Below are 14,859 nucleotides of genomic sequence, written 5' to 3'. Positions count from 1 at the left end.
CTACTCTACCAGAATGTATAAGTTTCACGCTTATCCATTTCTGAATCGTCTCCGCAAAGCTTCTTCAGCGCCCAGAGGACGCCGAAGGCGTTTTTGCTTGTGTGTTCGGATACCCGTTCATCGTTGCTCGCCTGCGTCCCGGTGGAGCTAATCTTCGAAATCGTCGATTTCCGTCAGACCGACCGTGTACACTTGTTTCTCGTCCACGTGATAGACGGTTATCAGGCTCGTGTTCGAATCGAAGTTGAGAACGCGGCACGGAATGTTCATTTTGATTCCGCGGCCTTTGTTGACGCGGAGTCGGATGAGCTGCTTGCTTTCGATGAAGTGCAGGATTCGGAGCTCGAGCTGCGTCGGTTGGGGAGGCGCCGGGGGTTTGGCTGCGGACGCCTTAGCCGGCGCGGACGCCTTGGCCGTCGTCGCGGTTTTCGGCTTGTCGTTCTGTCCGCCGATCTTGTAATCAAGTCCGGTGCCGTTCAAGGCGGCAATCAACTGCACGAGGGCCGCGGCCTGGTTGGGCGCTTCGATCTTTATATCGACTTGAAACGAATAGGAGCCATCGGCTGAATTGGGTAAACGGTTCATTCTGAGGCCTCCATCGCTGATCATCATTCAACTTGCTCGACAATTGTCGAGTATTTCAAACGTCTTAGTTCAATAAAACCATGTCTTAGTCCCCACTATATCACGATAATGGAGCCTAATGTAGATTTATAGGTCATATCGCCCTGAAAAGTGATTCTAAAGGAGCATAAACTATAGCGTATGAAATTCATGCGCCCAGAAATCGGGGGAGCCGGGGAGGTGGAAGCATGGTTAAAGTCGTACCGTTCCGATTCGACGATTGGACGGCGATCGGGGTCGAGGTGCTGTTGCCGAAGACGACATTGATCGCGATCTCGGTTGGCGACGGTTATATTATGTGCGGCGCTCTGGATGTTCATTTACTGAACACGCGATTGAAGGATCGCGGCATCGTCGCGGGCCGCGCCGTCGGGGTTCGCACGTTCGAACAATTGCTAGAAGCGCCTCTCGAGTCTGTAACGGACGCCGCGGAGGCGCTCGGAATCCATGCGGGAATGACCGGTCAAGATGCGCTTCGCATCATGGCGGCGCATGCTTGACCGGCGATCCCGCGGGTTTCGGCCCGTCAGCGATCGAACAACTTCCCGAGGTTCTCGGCGTACGGCGCGCGAACGATGCCTTTCTCGGTGACGATGGCCGTGACGTATTCGTTCGGCGTAATGTCGAAGGCGGGATTGTAGATGGCAACCCCATGCGGTGCGGTCCGCTTGCCGAATCCGGCGGCGACTTCGTCCCCGTGGCGTTCTTCGATCGGGATGTCGGCGCCGGTGGGCGTCGACAAATCGATCGTGGAAAGCGGACAAGCAACGTAGAACGGGATGCCGTGCGCTTTGGCGAGCACGGCGACGCTATACGTGCCGATTTTGTTGGCGACGTCCCCGTTGGCGGCGACGCGGTCGGTTCCGACGATGACCGCCTGAATCCAGCCTTTGGACATGACGTGTCCGGCCATGTTGTCGCAGATGAGCGTCACGTCGACGCCGGCCTGCTGCAGCTCGAACGCGGTTAAGCGGGCGCCTTGCAACACCGGGCGCGTCTCGTCCGCGAATACCTTCAAAGAAATGCCTTGCTCGAGCGCGAGGTAGAACGGCGCCAGCGCCGTGCCGTACTTCGCGGTCGCGAGTCCTCCCGCGTTGCAATGCGTCAACACGCCCATGCCGTCTTCGAACAAGGTAAGCGCGTGCTCGCCGATCCGGCGATTCGTCTCCTCGTCTTCGGCTTGGATAAGCAACGCTTCGTCGAGAAGAGCCGCGGTCGCGGCGCTGGACGATATGTCGGCACTCGCGAGATCGCGGGCGCGGGCTTTCATTCGGTCCAGCGCCCAGAACAGATTGACGGCCGTCGGCCTGGAAGTCGCCAAGTACGCGGCGTGTTTCTCCGTTTCGGCAAGCCAGGCCGATAGGTTTCCGTCGAAATCGGCGACGCCGAGGACGACGCCGTACGCGGCGGCGATGCCGATGGCGGGCGCTCCGCGTACCTTCAATTCGCGAATCGCTTCCCACACGTCCTGCGGCGTCGTCAAGCGTAAGTATACGGTTTGTTCCGGCAACAATCGTTGGTCAAGAAGAGATAACGCGTCGTTCTCCCAGCGAAGCGATTGCAACGCTTCGCGGACGGAGACGTTTGGTTGTAGCTCGTTGCTCATGGTGTTGCTCCTTTCGTTATGGCGCGCCTTATCCTCTTGCCGCGGAATCGGCGATGTCGATCAACCGATCGATGGAGGACGTTTTGCGGTTGTTTTTGATGAGGGACTTGCCGATGGCGAGCGCGATTCTTTGCGCTTTCGCCCGTACGCCGGCGTCCGGAATGCGGTCGATATCCGCGACGTGGGCCAAGCCGACGATCCGGCGAACCATTTTGGCTCCGGCGAAGCCGATCGAATCTTGCAGCAACCGCCTCATGTAATCGTCTTGGTAGGCTTTCGGTTTCGCGACGCGGTCGACGCCGTGCTCGTCCCAGAGCGCGCGGAACGTGTTATCGAACGACGTCCAGATGTCGCGAACGGTGCCGAGCAAGTATTGTCTGCGTGCGCCGCGGGAGGACTCGTCCGATGCCCAATGTTCCTGCGAGGCGAAGTGCAGCAGCAGGTTCGCGAACACGGCGCCGATATCGAAGCCGATCGGTCCGAAATAGGCGAATTCGGGATCGATGACTTTCGTCGATTCCGGCGTAATGAAGATGCTTCCCGTATGCAGATCCCCGTGAAGGAGCGCTTGCGCGTGCGTCAGGAACTTCTCGCGCAAGAGCGCCACTTCGAGATGCAGCTCGGCATCGTTCCATAGCAGCTCGGCGTCGCCGCGCAGATGGTCGTCGAAGCTGTTCGTGTCGGCGTCCGTATACGGGTGGTCGAAGATGAGATCTTCGGTGATTTTGCACAAATCCGGATTGATGAACGATCCGAGAAGCGTTTTCTTCTCTTGTTGGTTCATGCCCAGGTCCGATGTGAAGAAGAGCGTCCTCGCGAGGAATTCGGAGATGTGGCCGGCGAATAGCGGGTACGTGCCGCCGTCGATCAACCCTTGTCTCATGATCTTATGGCTGCTCAGGTCTTCCATGACCGTAAGCGCCATCTCGTGATCGGCGTGGTACACGCGCGGGACGAGCCCTGGGGCGAGGCGCGCTTCGATGAGAAGCGCTTCGCTTTCGATGCGCGCGCGGTCCAGCGACAGCGGCCAGGATTCGCCGACGACTTTGGCGTAAGGCAACGCTTGCTTCACGATCAGGCTGCGGCCGCTGGAAGGCTGGCTGACGTGGAAGACGAGGTTTAAGTTGCCGTCGCCGATCTCGCGGGATACGAGCTCGCCTTGCGGTTCGAATATGCCGGGAATGGACTGGGCGATTTGAATCGCTTCCGGCTCGGTTAATGGATGATAGTTGCTCAAAAGGTTCGCCTCCACGGAGTTATCCGATTGGTTCAGTAGAATTTATCGAAGAAATGATCTAGATGTAAGTATAAAGCACTTTTCACGCGGTTTAAAGTGCGGGCGCGCGCCGACGAAAAAGTCAGTTTTATCTACCTATTGTGGGGTTTTGAGGGACTGACTCCCCCGCTTCGGCCGTGTTACGTTGAAGAAGAGAAGACAACGTATTCCGTTAACGATGATGAGATCTACGTATAGAGGGCCGCCGAGTTAACCGCTCCGAAGGAGAAATGTCCGTATGGGTTCGGGAGAAGGAAGCGTCTCGCGATTAAAGGGACGATGGAAAATCAGAACGATTCGCGGCAAATTTCTCGTGTTGACCCTGTTGCTGACGGTTGTTCCCATGATCGCTTTAAGCTTTACGTTCTACCGGATCGCCGTCGAATCTCTCGGGAACAAAGCGGAGGAGCATGCCCTTCAGTCGAGACTCATGAGCGAGAATTTCTTAAACGGAACGATAACAGACCTGAACGACTTGACCAACGCGATTCTCGGCAATCCCGAGGTGCAATCGATTCTGCGGCAATCGGCGCCGGACGATTACGCGTTCCTGCGCAACGTGGAGCGCGTTAACCGGATCATTCGCGCGCAAACCCAGACGAAGCCCTATATTATATCGACGCTTATTTATGCCGCCAACGGCGGGACGAATCGCTCCTTCTATCAGGGGAACGATTCGATCCGCTTTGGCGGTCTTCCCAGTTTAAGCGAGGCTAACGCGTATTACGATAGGCTGCGCAAAGACAACCGCCTCATGTGGCATAACGGTTCGCCTTTCGTAAGAGCCGATTACTCGCTTCCCGACGAGCATCTGTTCGTGGGAAAGCTGCTAAGGAGAACCGAAGGGAATTACGAGGAGCTTGGGTTTCTGATGCTGGAGATCGAGAAGTCGAGCTTTTTCCGCGGAATATCATTCTCGTCTCCCAGTTCCGAATCGCAGTATTGGATTGTCGATCAGGTCGGGAATCCGATCTACCGCTTGCCCGAGAACGACGAAGCCGATTTTAAGGCTCTTCGCCAGATCGCCAAGGACGTAAAGGAACAGCCGGAGAAGGAAAAGGGGTGGCTCGATTGGCATGGGCAGCGTTCGATGATTTCCTATGCCCCTCTCGTCAATACCGGATGGACGTTGCTTCACCGGATAGATAGCGAAACGCTGTTCGAGGATGCCAATCGGATCGGACGGCTCACGATTCAAATCTTTCTCATCGTTCTGCTCGCCGGTTGGGTGCTCGCCTACCGGATCAGCGATACGATTCGCAGGCCGCTGCGCAAGCTGAGAGGCTTGATGACCGTAACAGGCTCGAATGCGGCAACGGCGTCGGCCGTATTCGATACCGGCGACGAGGTGGGGCAAATCGGGGATCGGCTGCAAAGGACGATGCGGGAAAACCAGCTATTGAACGACCGAATTTACGAAGCGATGCTGTCTTGGAAGGAAGCGGAATTTAAGGCTTTGCAAGCGCAGATCAATCCCCACTTTCTGTACAACACGCTGGAATCGCTGAACGGGTTGGCTTTGGCGAACCAGCAGAGGGAAATGTCGGACATGATCGGGGCGCTTGGCAAGTTTTTCAGAATCGCGCTGAGCCAAGGAAGCGAGGTTATTCGGGTAAGCGAAGAGGTGGAGCACGTGAACGCCTACGTTCGGGTACAGCAATTCCGGTTCCGCGATAAGTTCAATTGGATATCCGAGGTCGACGAAGATACGAAGGAGTGTTTCGTGCCGAAGCTCATTTTGCAGCCCCTCGTCGAGAACGCGATATACCATGGCTTGAAGAAGCGCAAGGGGGTCGCATATGTCATGCTGACCGGGAGCAAGGAAGGGGAGACGCTGAAGCTGTCGATCGGCGACGACGGCAACGGCATCGATCCGCAGAGGCTCGAGCAAATTCGCAGGGTGTTGGAGGGGGAAGAGGAGAGGCAAGAGGAGCGGGAAGGAGGCGGCTTCGGATTGAAAAACGTAAACGAACGGCTTCGATATTACGGTCCCCAGTATGGCGTTAAAATCGCGAGCGAGCAGGGAATATATACGACCGTATCGCTTATCTTGCCATGGTGGCCCGTTCGGCCGGAGGGGGGGAGAAAACATGTATCGCTTGCTGATCGCAGATGACGAGTATCCCATTCGCGAAGGTTTGAAGCATCTGATCGTCGAGACGTTCGATTCGATAAAGACGATAGCGCTAGCCGAAGACGGGGAAACGGCTTTGCGGCTGATCGGGGAGTTTAAGCCGGACATCGTCATACTCGATATTAACCTGCCAGACATGAGCGGCTTGGAAGTGGCGAGGCTCATCCGCGAGAACGATAGCGATATTCCGTTGCTTTTCCTGACGGGATACGAATCTTTTGCCTATATCCGAGAGGCAGTCGGTCTGCAAGCCGCCGATTATTTGTTGAAGCCCGTAACGAAGGACGAATTGGCGTCAGGCTTACGGCGCGCGACGGACAGCCTGCAGCGATGGAAAAGGGCAGAGGACGGGATCGAACAGAGCAACCGAAAGCAGCGAGCCATGGCGCAAGAATACGCATTGCTTGATTTGTTGCTGCAAAGACGCTTCGTCGACGATACGATCGAACAATTGCTAATCCTGGAATGTCCCGCGCTTGCGGGAGGCGGACCGTTCGTCGTGCTTTGCTGCGACTTGGATGCCATGCCAGACAGCGTGACCGAAAATGGAGACGCCCAATTATTCGGCTACGCCTTCTGCAAGCTGGCGACGGAAGCCGCGGCTGCCGTTACGGGAGCGCTCGGCGCGGTTATATCGCCGGACCGCGTTATTATCGTGCTGGCGCAAGTCGGCATACAAACGGCGGCCGATGTCGTCTTGCAGGTACGGTCTGTCTTGACCGAAACGTTGGACATATCCGTGACGGTAGGCATCAGCCGCAAAATCCATCATCTGAGCAAGCTGTCCGAAGGTTACCGCGAAGCGGTTCATGCGGCGGAGCACAAAGGCTGGGTCGGAAACGGACAGGTCATTCCGTTCGAGAGCGTGCAAATCGCGGAAATGACGCAACAGGTATTGCTCGATAAGGAATTGATCCTCATCTCCGAAATCAGGGCGGGCAACGACGGAGCGGTGTCGGCCATTTTACGGACGTGGTCGGCGCAATTAACCGAGATGCCTTCCAGACAGGTCAAGCTGATGGCTACCCAGCTCGTTCTGTTCGTCATGAGGGTCGTTCAGAGCTTGAGGCTTCACGATGAGCACGGGGATCGGCAATATCCTCTCCTGGCATTGTCTCAAATGCAGAACGGCAACGAGATCATCCGTTATGTGTCGAGCTATTTCGTGCAGGTGGGGCGGTTGATCCGCGAATCCAGGGAAGCGGTCGTACCGAGGATGTTCGAACAAGCGAAAGCATGGGTTCGGGAACGCCTGCACGAGGATGCGAGCCTGAATGGGTTAGCCCGGCATTTGCATTTGAGCCCGAAGTACTTAAGTTCCCGATTCAAACAGGTTACCGGGGAAAATTTCGCGGATTTTCTGACGAGGGTACGTTTCGAGCGCGCGCGCGAGCTGCTGCTCGATCCCGATCGCAAGGTAGGGGAGGTCGCGGAAGCGGTAGGCTTCGGCGATACGAACTATTTCAGCATCGCCTTCAAGAAAAATACGGGGCTTACTCCGACCGAATTTCGCAAGCGATATTTATAATCGAACCAAAACAAAGAAGGCATGGATTCTTCGCATGGTTCGTCTGCCTTCAGGCATCGATAATGAGGTTGTATCATCCAATTATGAATTCGAGAGGGGACACAGTATGCCGGGTTTCCGTAAACGAATAGGGCTAGCGGCAATGATGGCACTTATCCTGGCAGGCGTAACGGCGTGCAGCTCCGGCAACGACGGCAACGATCCGGCCGAACAATCGGCGTCCGGAGATTCTTCGGCCGAAGCGTCTCCGGCAGAGCACGTGGATTTGACCTTCATGTATTGGGGCAGCAACGACGAGAAAAAAGCAATGGAGAACATGATCGACGCCTTCAACAAGTCCCACCCGAACATTACGGTCAAAGGGGAGCATGTCCCCGGGGACTACAACACGAAAATGAACACGCTGATGGCGGCTAACCAACTGCCCGACGTCGCTTATTTGGGCGACGGCCTGACCAATAAATGGGGCAGCGAGGGCAAGTTGCTTGACTTCAGCCAATATTACGATCAATACCCCGCGCTGCAAAACAAGCTGAAGGCCTCTTATTTATATACCGAGCCGGGCAAACCGGTCGCGAACTTCACGGCTTTGGAGGTTATGGTCCTCTACTATAATAAGGAAGTTTTCGAGGAAGCGGGCGTAACTCCTCCGCCGACGGATCCGGCGAAAGCATGGACGTGGGGCGAATTCGTCGACGTCGCCAAGAAGCTGACCAAAGACAAGAACGGCAAGCATCCGGGAGAAGACGGGTTCGATCCGAAAAATATCGACCAGTACGGATTCTCTTTCGGCAGCGATCGCGGAACGTACGGTCCTCTTCTCGAAAGCAACGGAGCGGGAATATTGGACGAGAGCGGAACGAAATACGCCTTGAACAAACCGGAAGGCGTCGAAGTGTTCCAGAAGCTTCAGGATTTGATTTACAAGGATCACGTATCGCCGGATCTGATCACGCAGCAGAATATGCCCGATAATCACGTTCGTCTGCAGACGCGCAAGGTGGCCATGGTGCTCGACGGAACGTGGGCGTTGCTCGACTTGACCAACAACAAAAAGCTGAAGTGGGGAATAGGCGTACTGCCTAAGCTGAAAGAGCCGAAGACCGTTATTCTCGCCGGCACGACGGTTGTGTTCAACAGCACGAAACATCCGAAGGAAGCGTTGGAGTTCTATCTCTACCATAACAATCCGGAGCAGGTCGATCTTTACAAGACGGGCCTATGGATGCCGACGGAAGAGAAATACTATTCCGAAGACGAAGCCATTAAGTCATGGACGGACAACGAAGCCCACCCGCCGGAATTCCTCCAAGCGGGCATCGAATACACGAAAGGGTACGCGGTCAAGTCTCCGTCCACGCAAATCAAAAATTGGCCGGAAATCAACTCCAAGCTGGCGCCCGGACTCGACCTGATCTGGACGAACAAGAAGACGGCCCAGGAAGCGCTGGATGAGCTCGAAAGCCAGATTCAGCCGCTTGTTCAAGGGAAATATCCGAACGAATAGTTAAAAACTGCGGGCGGAACGGATTAAAAATCTATACCGTCCGCAGTTTATTTATGGTTAAGGGTTGAGGGAGGGAAAGGATTGAAACGGAACCAATCCGGTCTTCTGCGTATGGAACGTCGATGGGGAATCTTATTGGCTCTGCCGGTAACTCTCGGTCTAGCTTTTTTTGCGATAGGTCCCATTATAGCCTCTTTTGTTTTTAGCTTGACCGATTGGACAATCGGCGGATCCTCCGCTTTCGTTGGATTTCATAACTATGAGAAAGCTTTAACCGATGATCCGGTTTTTGCCAAATCAGTCGGAGTAACAGTCTATTATGTGCTGGCAAGCGTACCTGTTGCTTTAACTTCCGCGTTTCTTCTTGCGTTATTGTTAAACCGTAAGGTGAAAGGACTCGCCGTTTATCGCACGATATTTTTCCTTCCTTCCATCGTTCCGAGAATAGCGAGCACGATGTTATGGTTATGGCTTTTTAACCCCGATTTCGGCTTGCTTAATTCCATACTGGATTTTCTGGGTCTTCCCGAGAGCAAATGGATTTATGCCGAAGAATCGGCTATTCCTTCGGTCGTATTGATGAGCGTATGGGGAGTCGGCACCTATATGGTTATTTTCCTTGCCGGCTTGCAATCGGTTCCCTCTCATTTGTATGAAGCAGTGGAGGTCGATGGCGGAGGTGCCTGGCGCAAGTTTTTTCATGTGACTCTGCCGTCCATGACGCCGACGATCTTTTTTAATATGGTCATGATGCAAATAGGCGCCTTCCAGAACTTTGACAATGTCTATGTTATGACGCAGGGGGGACCCAACAATGCTACCTTGCTCTATGTCGTCTACTTATATCGGGTTGCGTTTACGGAGACAAAGATCGGGTATGCATCCGCACTTGCATGGATATTGTTTTTGATTATTGTCGGGCTGACGCTTATTACGTTTAGAACTTCCAAAAAATGGGTTCATTACGAGGGAGGTGGACGGTAATGCCCTCTCCGACGATGGTTATCCGGCCTGCGCGAATGAATTCCCGTTTCGGTGGCCGCGGTGGCCGCAGATTTCGCCGTTTGCCGTTCTATATTGTTCTGATTCTTCTTAGCATCTTAATGATTCTTCCGCTTGTATGGCTAGTACGGAGCTCGTTGATGGATAACGCGCAAATTTTTATTTTTCCGCCCGAATGGATCCCCGATCCGTTTCAATGGAGCAATTATCCGGAAGCTCTAACCGCGGTACCGTTTAAGAGGTTCTTTCTAAATACGATGATTTTAGAAATTTGTACGGTGAGCGGCGTGCTCGTGACGACTATGATTACCGCCTATGCGTTTTCCCGACTGCGATGGCCTGGTAAAAATATCGTATTTGCGGTTTTGATTGCGACGTCCATGCTGCCGAACGCCGCTACGATCATTCCGATGTTCGTGTTTTGGCGAGAGATGGGCGCATTGGATACTTTTTATCCCCTGACCGTGCCTTCATGGTTCGGGATGGGCGTGTATATGGGGCAAGGGGTCTTCGCGATTTTTCTGATGCGGCAGTTTTTCATGACGATTCCAAGAGAACTGGATGAGGCGGCTTATATGGACGGAGCCAATCCTTTGAAGGTTTTATGGAGCGTAGTGCTCCCGCTTTCCAAACCGGCAATAATGGTCATCTCCATATTCTCCTTTAACGATGTCTGGAACAATTTCTTGGAGCCTACTCTTTATTTGAACTCGGAAGAGAAATTGACGATGGCCCTTGGACTGGCTTCGTTTAAAGGTTTATACAATGCGCAATGGGGATATTTAATGGCGGCTTCGGCCACGATGGTTGCTCCGATCATTTTGCTGTTCTTCATCGCGCAGCGCTATTTTATCGAAGGGATCACGCTGACGGGGATCAAGGGATAGGGGACGCTCGGAGCGATTGCTCCCATCGACGCTCCGAAGTTCGGCCGATTCGAATCGTTAATAGGCAAAGGAGGTGTTGCTTATGACCGTGTAATCGCCGGTAACGCTCGCGCAAGAAAAAAACCAAACGAAAGAATGGAGGGTTTAATAGTGAAGAAGAGCATAACCTTGTTGTTGAGCTTCGCGATGCTCGCGGCGCTTCTCTTTGCCGGTCTCGAAAAACCGGTTAAGGCAGCTGCCAATTACGCCGAAGTCGTGGACAATTTCGGCAGAACGATCAATGATTACGGCATTGATTTGCTGGATTGGCAAGGTTATTTGGCCAATCCTCACGTCAAGCTTACGGTAAAGCCCCCCTCGTCCGCCGTTTTTCCCGTTACGATCACCCTCAACGCGCAAGGAACCTCCAGGCTTATGATGGATAGTCCAAGCACGCTTTCTTCGACCGGCGCGACGAAAGTATTGACTTTCGCGAACGCGAGCGAACAGAAATCGTTCTACTTGGAAATCCATCCGGACCGCATCGGCGGACCGAACGAGATCGAGAATTATGCGCTTTCGCTGACCGTAGCCCAGAATAACGGCTCGCAGAACGTCCAGACGATCCCGATTCGGGTATTGGATCAGGACGATAACGCGCAGCCGACGATGCCTCTCTTATTCGATTACCGGTTCGATACGATCCAGAATTACTTTAGCAATCCCGCCATTAAAGCCGCCGCCGAGCAGGCCGTCAAGGATTGGTTTTATTTCTTCGATATGGCGAGCTTCGATACCGTCCCCGTCGGAGCCGAAAGCATATCGATACCGGGAGACAATTGGCAGAATTCGATAACGGTGACGAACAACGCGGCGTATAACGGAATGTGGATCGTCCTGAGGGGACTTAACGATCCGTATTCCACCGGGTATCCCGCGGCGAACGGCAATTATCACAAACGTAGCGGCGTGCAGGTGGCCGGACCGATCCATCGGTCTTTGGGGACGATATTGGACTTCTACCCGAACTTCACGCCATTTACTTCCTTAAACGACGAAGAGTGGTATTTAACGCAAATGCCGGGCGCAAGCTGCACGTCCAACTGTCAAACGGACGTCCTCGGCCTCATTATGCACGAGTTCGGCCATGCGGTAGCCTTCCACAGCGATTGGGCGGGCATGGCCGCATACGTGAATTCCGGGGGCAACGATCCCGAAGTTATCGCTTACCAAGGCCATGCCGTTCCTCTGGATAACAGCTACCACATTCCGGACACCGATCCCGCGAATTTCGATCGCTTGAGCGGGATGGGAAGCGGAAGGAACAACATCTTTCATCCGAAGAGATGGATGCATACGAAGCTGTCGCTGTTGATCGCGGAAAACGCGGGCTGGAAGCTGAACAAAAATCTGACGCCGTTCCTGGCGCCTTCGATCGTTACCGCTTCTCTCCCGAACGGGACGAAAGGGCAAAGCTACAGCCAGCAGCTGACCGTCAAAGGAGGCGTGCCGTTCTACGACTGGACGGTTACCGGAGGAACGCTTCCGCCGGGGCTGTCATTGAACCGGTTTACCGGAGCGATCAGCGGAACGATCTCGAGCTCCGCGCCGCAAAATAGTTATACGTTCAACGTGCAGCTGAAGGACTACGACGCGTTAAGCGCCGCGGTAACCAAATCTTTCACGATCAACCTCGGAACGGGCGGGGGCGGTGGGGATCTGGTTGCCAACTACTTGTTCAACGAAACGAGCGGAACGACGGCCGCCGATTCTTCGGGCAACGGAAAGAACGCAAGCTTGAGCGGAGGAGCGACTTGGGTCGCGGGGCATGCGGGCAACGGGGTCAGCTTGAACGGGTCCAACGCTTATGCGAGCGTGCCGACAGGGATTGTAAGCGGCCTCAATGATTTTACGATCGCGACTTGGGTCAAAGTGAACGCGAGCGCCAATTGGAGCCGAATATTCGACTTCGGCACGGGAACGACGACCAATATGTTCTTGACGCCAAAAGCAGGAAGCAGCGGCGGGCTAAGATTCGCGATTACGACGGGCGGAAGCGGGGCCGAGCAGAGGCTTGATGCGCCCGCGTTAACGACGGGATCATGGAAGCACGTAGCGGTGACCTTGACCGGTACGACCGGCAGGCTCTATGTCGACGGCATCCAGGTCGCATCGAACGCGAATATGACGCTTAAGCCGTCAAGCTTAGGCAATACGAATCAGAGCTACTTCGGAAAGTCTCAATATTCCGATCCTTATCTGAACGGCATATTGGATGACTTCAGAATCTACAACAGAGCGTTGAGCACCGCGGAAATCGCCGTTCTGGCCCAATGAGAGCAAACCTGTTGAGAATGTTGCTTAGCATGGCGATGATGGGAAGTTTGTGGACCGGGATTCCGGCAATGCCTGCCGATGCGGCCGCGAACGACGTTCAAATCATCGACCTGTTCGGGCGTGAAATCAGCGGTTATGGCATTGATTTGGTAGACTGGCAAGGGTATCTGGCGAACCCCTATATCAAGCTAACGGTTAAGGCGCCGACTAGCGCAGTCTTTCCCGTTACGGTAACCGTCAAAGCCCAAGGGAGCTCGAGGCTGATGATGGATTTGCCGAGCTCGTTGTCGGCTACCGGAGCAACCAAGACGCTAACTTTCGCCGACTCTTCGCAGCAGAAAGATTTTAAGCTTGAAATCGCGCCGGACCGCGTCGGAGGACCGAACGAAATCGAGAACTACACGTTGTCGCTCGTCGTTGCGGAGAACAACGGCACAAGCCACACTCAGAACGTTCCGATTCGCGTCCTCGACCAAGATGACAATGTCGACACCTCGTTCCCGCTTCTTTTCGACTATCGCTTCGACACGATCAATCACTATTTCGACAATGCGGATTATCGGGCGGCGACTGAACGGGCGATCAAGGACTGGTTTTATTTCTTCGATGTACAGCCATTCGATACGGTTCCGATCGGGGCAGAGCAGGGCTTGGTGGTGTACGATAATTTCCAAGTGGACAACGATGGATATAGGGAACCTAACAACGTGGCTTACAATGGGGAATGGATTATTTTGCGGGGGATCAACGGTCCGTATTCGACCGGCTGGGCTTCCGGAAACGGCCAGTACCATAAGCGCAACGGCGTGCAGGTGCCGGGACCGATCCATCGCTCGCTTGGCGCGGCACTCGATTTCTATGACAATGCAGTTCCGTTTACTTCCCTGAACGACAACGACTGGTACCTGACCGATCTGAACCAGGTTACGGACGTATACGGCCTTATGGTGCACGAATTCGGCCATGGAGTCGCCTTCAGCGATCCTTGGGCAGGAATGGTCGCCTACCATGACAACGGAGGGATCGATCCGGAAGTCGTAGCCTATCAAGGGCAGCAGGTTCCGATAGACAACAGCTATCATATTCCCGGGGATCAAATGTACTGGGATAGGCTTAGCGGGCAAAGCGCCGGCTGGACCAGCTTCTTCCCGACGAGACGCTGGATGCTGAATAAGCTTACGCTACTGGTTGCGGAAAATGCGGGCTGGAAGCTGAACAAGAGCCTCACACCGTTTCTTGCGCCTTCGATCGTGACGACCGTATTGCCCGCGGGAACCAAAGGGCAGCCGTATAGTCAGAAGCTTGAGGCTAAAGGCGGCGTGCCGTTCTACGACTGGACGATAACGAGCGGAACGCTGCCGGCAGGCTTGAGCTTGAATCGGTTTACGGGAACGATTAGCGGGACTGTGTCCAACAGCCAGCCTCAATCCTCGTATGCGTTTACGGTCCAGCTCAGGGACTACGATGCCCAAAGCGCTCCCGTGACGAAATCGTTCACGATCAGCACGGGCGCGATAACGCCAACGCCGACGAACATCGCATCGCAGGGAACGTCCACGACGTCATTCGTCTCCGCATGGGAAAGTCTGGCGGGACTGAACGACGGGTATAACGTCGCCGGCTCCAACGATCGGGGGCACCCTGTTTACGGGAATTGGAACAATCCGGGTACGACTCAGTGGGTGCAATACGATTTCAGCTCGAACAAGACGTTATCCAAAACCGAGGTTTATTGGTTCGACGACAATCAAGGCATCGACACGCCGGCCTCATGCTCGATCCAATACTGGAACGGTTCGGCTTGGGCGAACGTGGCGAGTCCTTCCGGTCTCGGCGTGCTGGGAAACCAGTACAACGCGACGACTTTCACGCCGGTAACGACGAATAAGATCCGGCTGAACATTACGGCTAAGGCCGGTTTCTCAACCGGCATCGAGCAATGGAGGGTTTTCGGATATTAACAAAAATCTGACGGGAGG

General features: G+C 54.4%; 11 protein-coding genes. 8 read left to right on the top strand and 3 right to left on the bottom strand.

Going from position 1 to position 14,859, the window contains the following annotated elements; genetic code table 11:
- Positions 1-147: 147 nt before the first annotated feature.
- Positions 148-585: a hypothetical protein gene (locus tag ACFPPD_RS12735; RefSeq protein ID WP_209751183.1), complete on the bottom strand. Its 438-nt coding sequence runs from the start codon at positions 583-585 to the stop codon at positions 148-150.
- A gap of 227 nt (positions 586-812) precedes the next feature.
- Here ACFPPD_RS12735 and ACFPPD_RS12730 point away from each other — a divergent pair, with 227 nt between their 5' ends.
- Positions 813-1,124, top strand: a complete 312-nt coding sequence (locus tag ACFPPD_RS12730) for a YunC family protein (protein WP_209751185.1) — start codon at positions 813-815, stop codon at positions 1,122-1,124.
- A 26-nt stretch (positions 1,125-1,150) separates the two neighbouring features.
- On the opposite strand, the gene mtnA is transcribed toward ACFPPD_RS12730, so the two are convergent.
- Together mtnA and mtnK are read right to left on the bottom strand one after the other, a co-directional pair.
- On the bottom strand, positions 1,151-2,230 hold the full coding sequence (gene mtnA, locus ACFPPD_RS12725; RefSeq protein ID WP_209751188.1) for an S-methyl-5-thioribose-1-phosphate isomerase: 1,080 nt from the start codon (positions 2,228-2,230) through the stop codon (positions 1,151-1,153).
- A gap of 28 nt (positions 2,231-2,258) precedes the next feature.
- Positions 2,259-3,467 (bottom strand): S-methyl-5-thioribose kinase, encoded by a 1,209-nt coding sequence (gene mtnK / locus ACFPPD_RS12720; RefSeq protein ID WP_209751190.1) that lies wholly within the window; start codon positions 3,465-3,467, stop codon positions 2,259-2,261.
- Positions 3,468-3,744: 277 nt separating this feature from the next.
- Between mtnK and ACFPPD_RS12715 the strand changes: the two genes are divergently transcribed.
- The 7 genes from ACFPPD_RS12715 to ACFPPD_RS12685 all read left to right on the top strand — a co-directional run bounded on the left by ACFPPD_RS12715 (position 3,745) and on the right by ACFPPD_RS12685 (position 14,841).
- The gene (locus tag ACFPPD_RS12715) at positions 3,745-5,622 is read left to right on the top strand and encodes a sensor histidine kinase (protein WP_209751192.1); all 1,878 of its coding nucleotides are present in this window, start codon (positions 3,745-3,747) and stop codon (positions 5,620-5,622) included.
- On the top strand, positions 5,597-7,168 hold the full coding sequence (locus ACFPPD_RS12710; protein ID WP_209751194.1) for a helix-turn-helix domain-containing protein: 1,572 nt from the start codon (positions 5,597-5,599) through the stop codon (positions 7,166-7,168). The genes ACFPPD_RS12715 and ACFPPD_RS12710 overlap by 26 nt, the downstream gene beginning before the upstream one ends.
- 142 nt (positions 7,169-7,310) lie before the next feature.
- Positions 7,311-8,675 carry an ABC transporter substrate-binding protein gene (locus ACFPPD_RS12705; protein WP_378082406.1) on the top strand — a complete coding sequence of 455 codons (1,365 nt, stop codon included), beginning with the start codon at positions 7,311-7,313 and terminating at the stop codon, positions 8,673-8,675.
- Between the two features lie 81 nt (positions 8,676-8,756).
- Positions 8,757-9,659, top strand: a complete 903-nt coding sequence (locus ACFPPD_RS12700) for a carbohydrate ABC transporter permease (RefSeq protein WP_209751196.1) — start codon at positions 8,757-8,759, stop codon at positions 9,657-9,659.
- The gene (locus tag ACFPPD_RS12695; RefSeq protein WP_378082405.1) at positions 9,659-10,564 is read left to right on the top strand and encodes a carbohydrate ABC transporter permease; all 906 of its coding nucleotides are present in this window, start codon (positions 9,659-9,661) and stop codon (positions 10,562-10,564) included. Before ACFPPD_RS12700 ends, ACFPPD_RS12695 begins: the two co-directional genes overlap by 1 nt.
- 150 nt (positions 10,565-10,714) lie before the next feature.
- Positions 10,715-12,880 carry a LamG-like jellyroll fold domain-containing protein gene (locus ACFPPD_RS12690; protein WP_378082404.1) on the top strand — a complete coding sequence of 722 codons (2,166 nt, stop codon included), beginning with the start codon at positions 10,715-10,717 and terminating at the stop codon, positions 12,878-12,880.
- Positions 12,881-12,897: 17 nt separating this feature from the next.
- Positions 12,898-14,841 (top strand): Ig domain-containing protein, encoded by a 1,944-nt coding sequence (locus ACFPPD_RS12685; RefSeq protein WP_378082409.1) that lies wholly within the window; start codon positions 12,898-12,900, stop codon positions 14,839-14,841.
- The last annotated feature ends 18 nt before the right edge of the window (positions 14,842-14,859 follow it).

This window comes from Cohnella suwonensis, from assembly GCF_042655365.1.
GTDB classification, from domain to species: Bacteria; Bacillota; Bacilli; order Paenibacillales; family Paenibacillaceae; genus Cohnella; species Cohnella suwonensis.
The sequence above is the reverse complement of the archived record's forward strand: the minus strand, read 5'-3'. Positions and strand labels throughout refer to the sequence as shown.

What these genes read in the sequence shown, in the direction of transcription:
- ACFPPD_RS12735 (WP_209751183.1), bottom strand. Translation starts at nt 585, where the DNA reads ATGAACCGTTTACCCAATTCAGCCGATGGCTCCTATTCGTTTCAAGTC.
- ACFPPD_RS12730 (WP_209751185.1), top strand. Translation starts at nt 813, where the DNA reads ATGGTTAAAGTCGTACCGTTCCGATTCGACGATTGGACGGCGATCGGG.
- mtnA (WP_209751188.1), bottom strand. Translation starts at nt 2,230, where the DNA reads ATGAGCAACGAGCTACAACCAAACGTCTCCGTCCGCGAAGCGTTGCAA.
- ACFPPD_RS12715 (WP_209751192.1), top strand. Translation starts at nt 3,745, where the DNA reads ATGGGTTCGGGAGAAGGAAGCGTCTCGCGATTAAAGGGACGATGGAAA.
- ACFPPD_RS12710 (WP_209751194.1), top strand. Translation starts at nt 5,597, where the DNA reads ATGTATCGCTTGCTGATCGCAGATGACGAGTATCCCATTCGCGAAGGT.
- ACFPPD_RS12705 (WP_378082406.1), top strand. Translation starts at nt 7,311, where the DNA reads ATGATGGCACTTATCCTGGCAGGCGTAACGGCGTGCAGCTCCGGCAAC.
- ACFPPD_RS12695 (WP_378082405.1), top strand. Translation starts at nt 9,659, where the DNA reads ATGCCCTCTCCGACGATGGTTATCCGGCCTGCGCGAATGAATTCCCGT.
- ACFPPD_RS12685 (WP_378082409.1), top strand. Translation starts at nt 12,898, where the DNA reads ATGTTGCTTAGCATGGCGATGATGGGAAGTTTGTGGACCGGGATTCCG.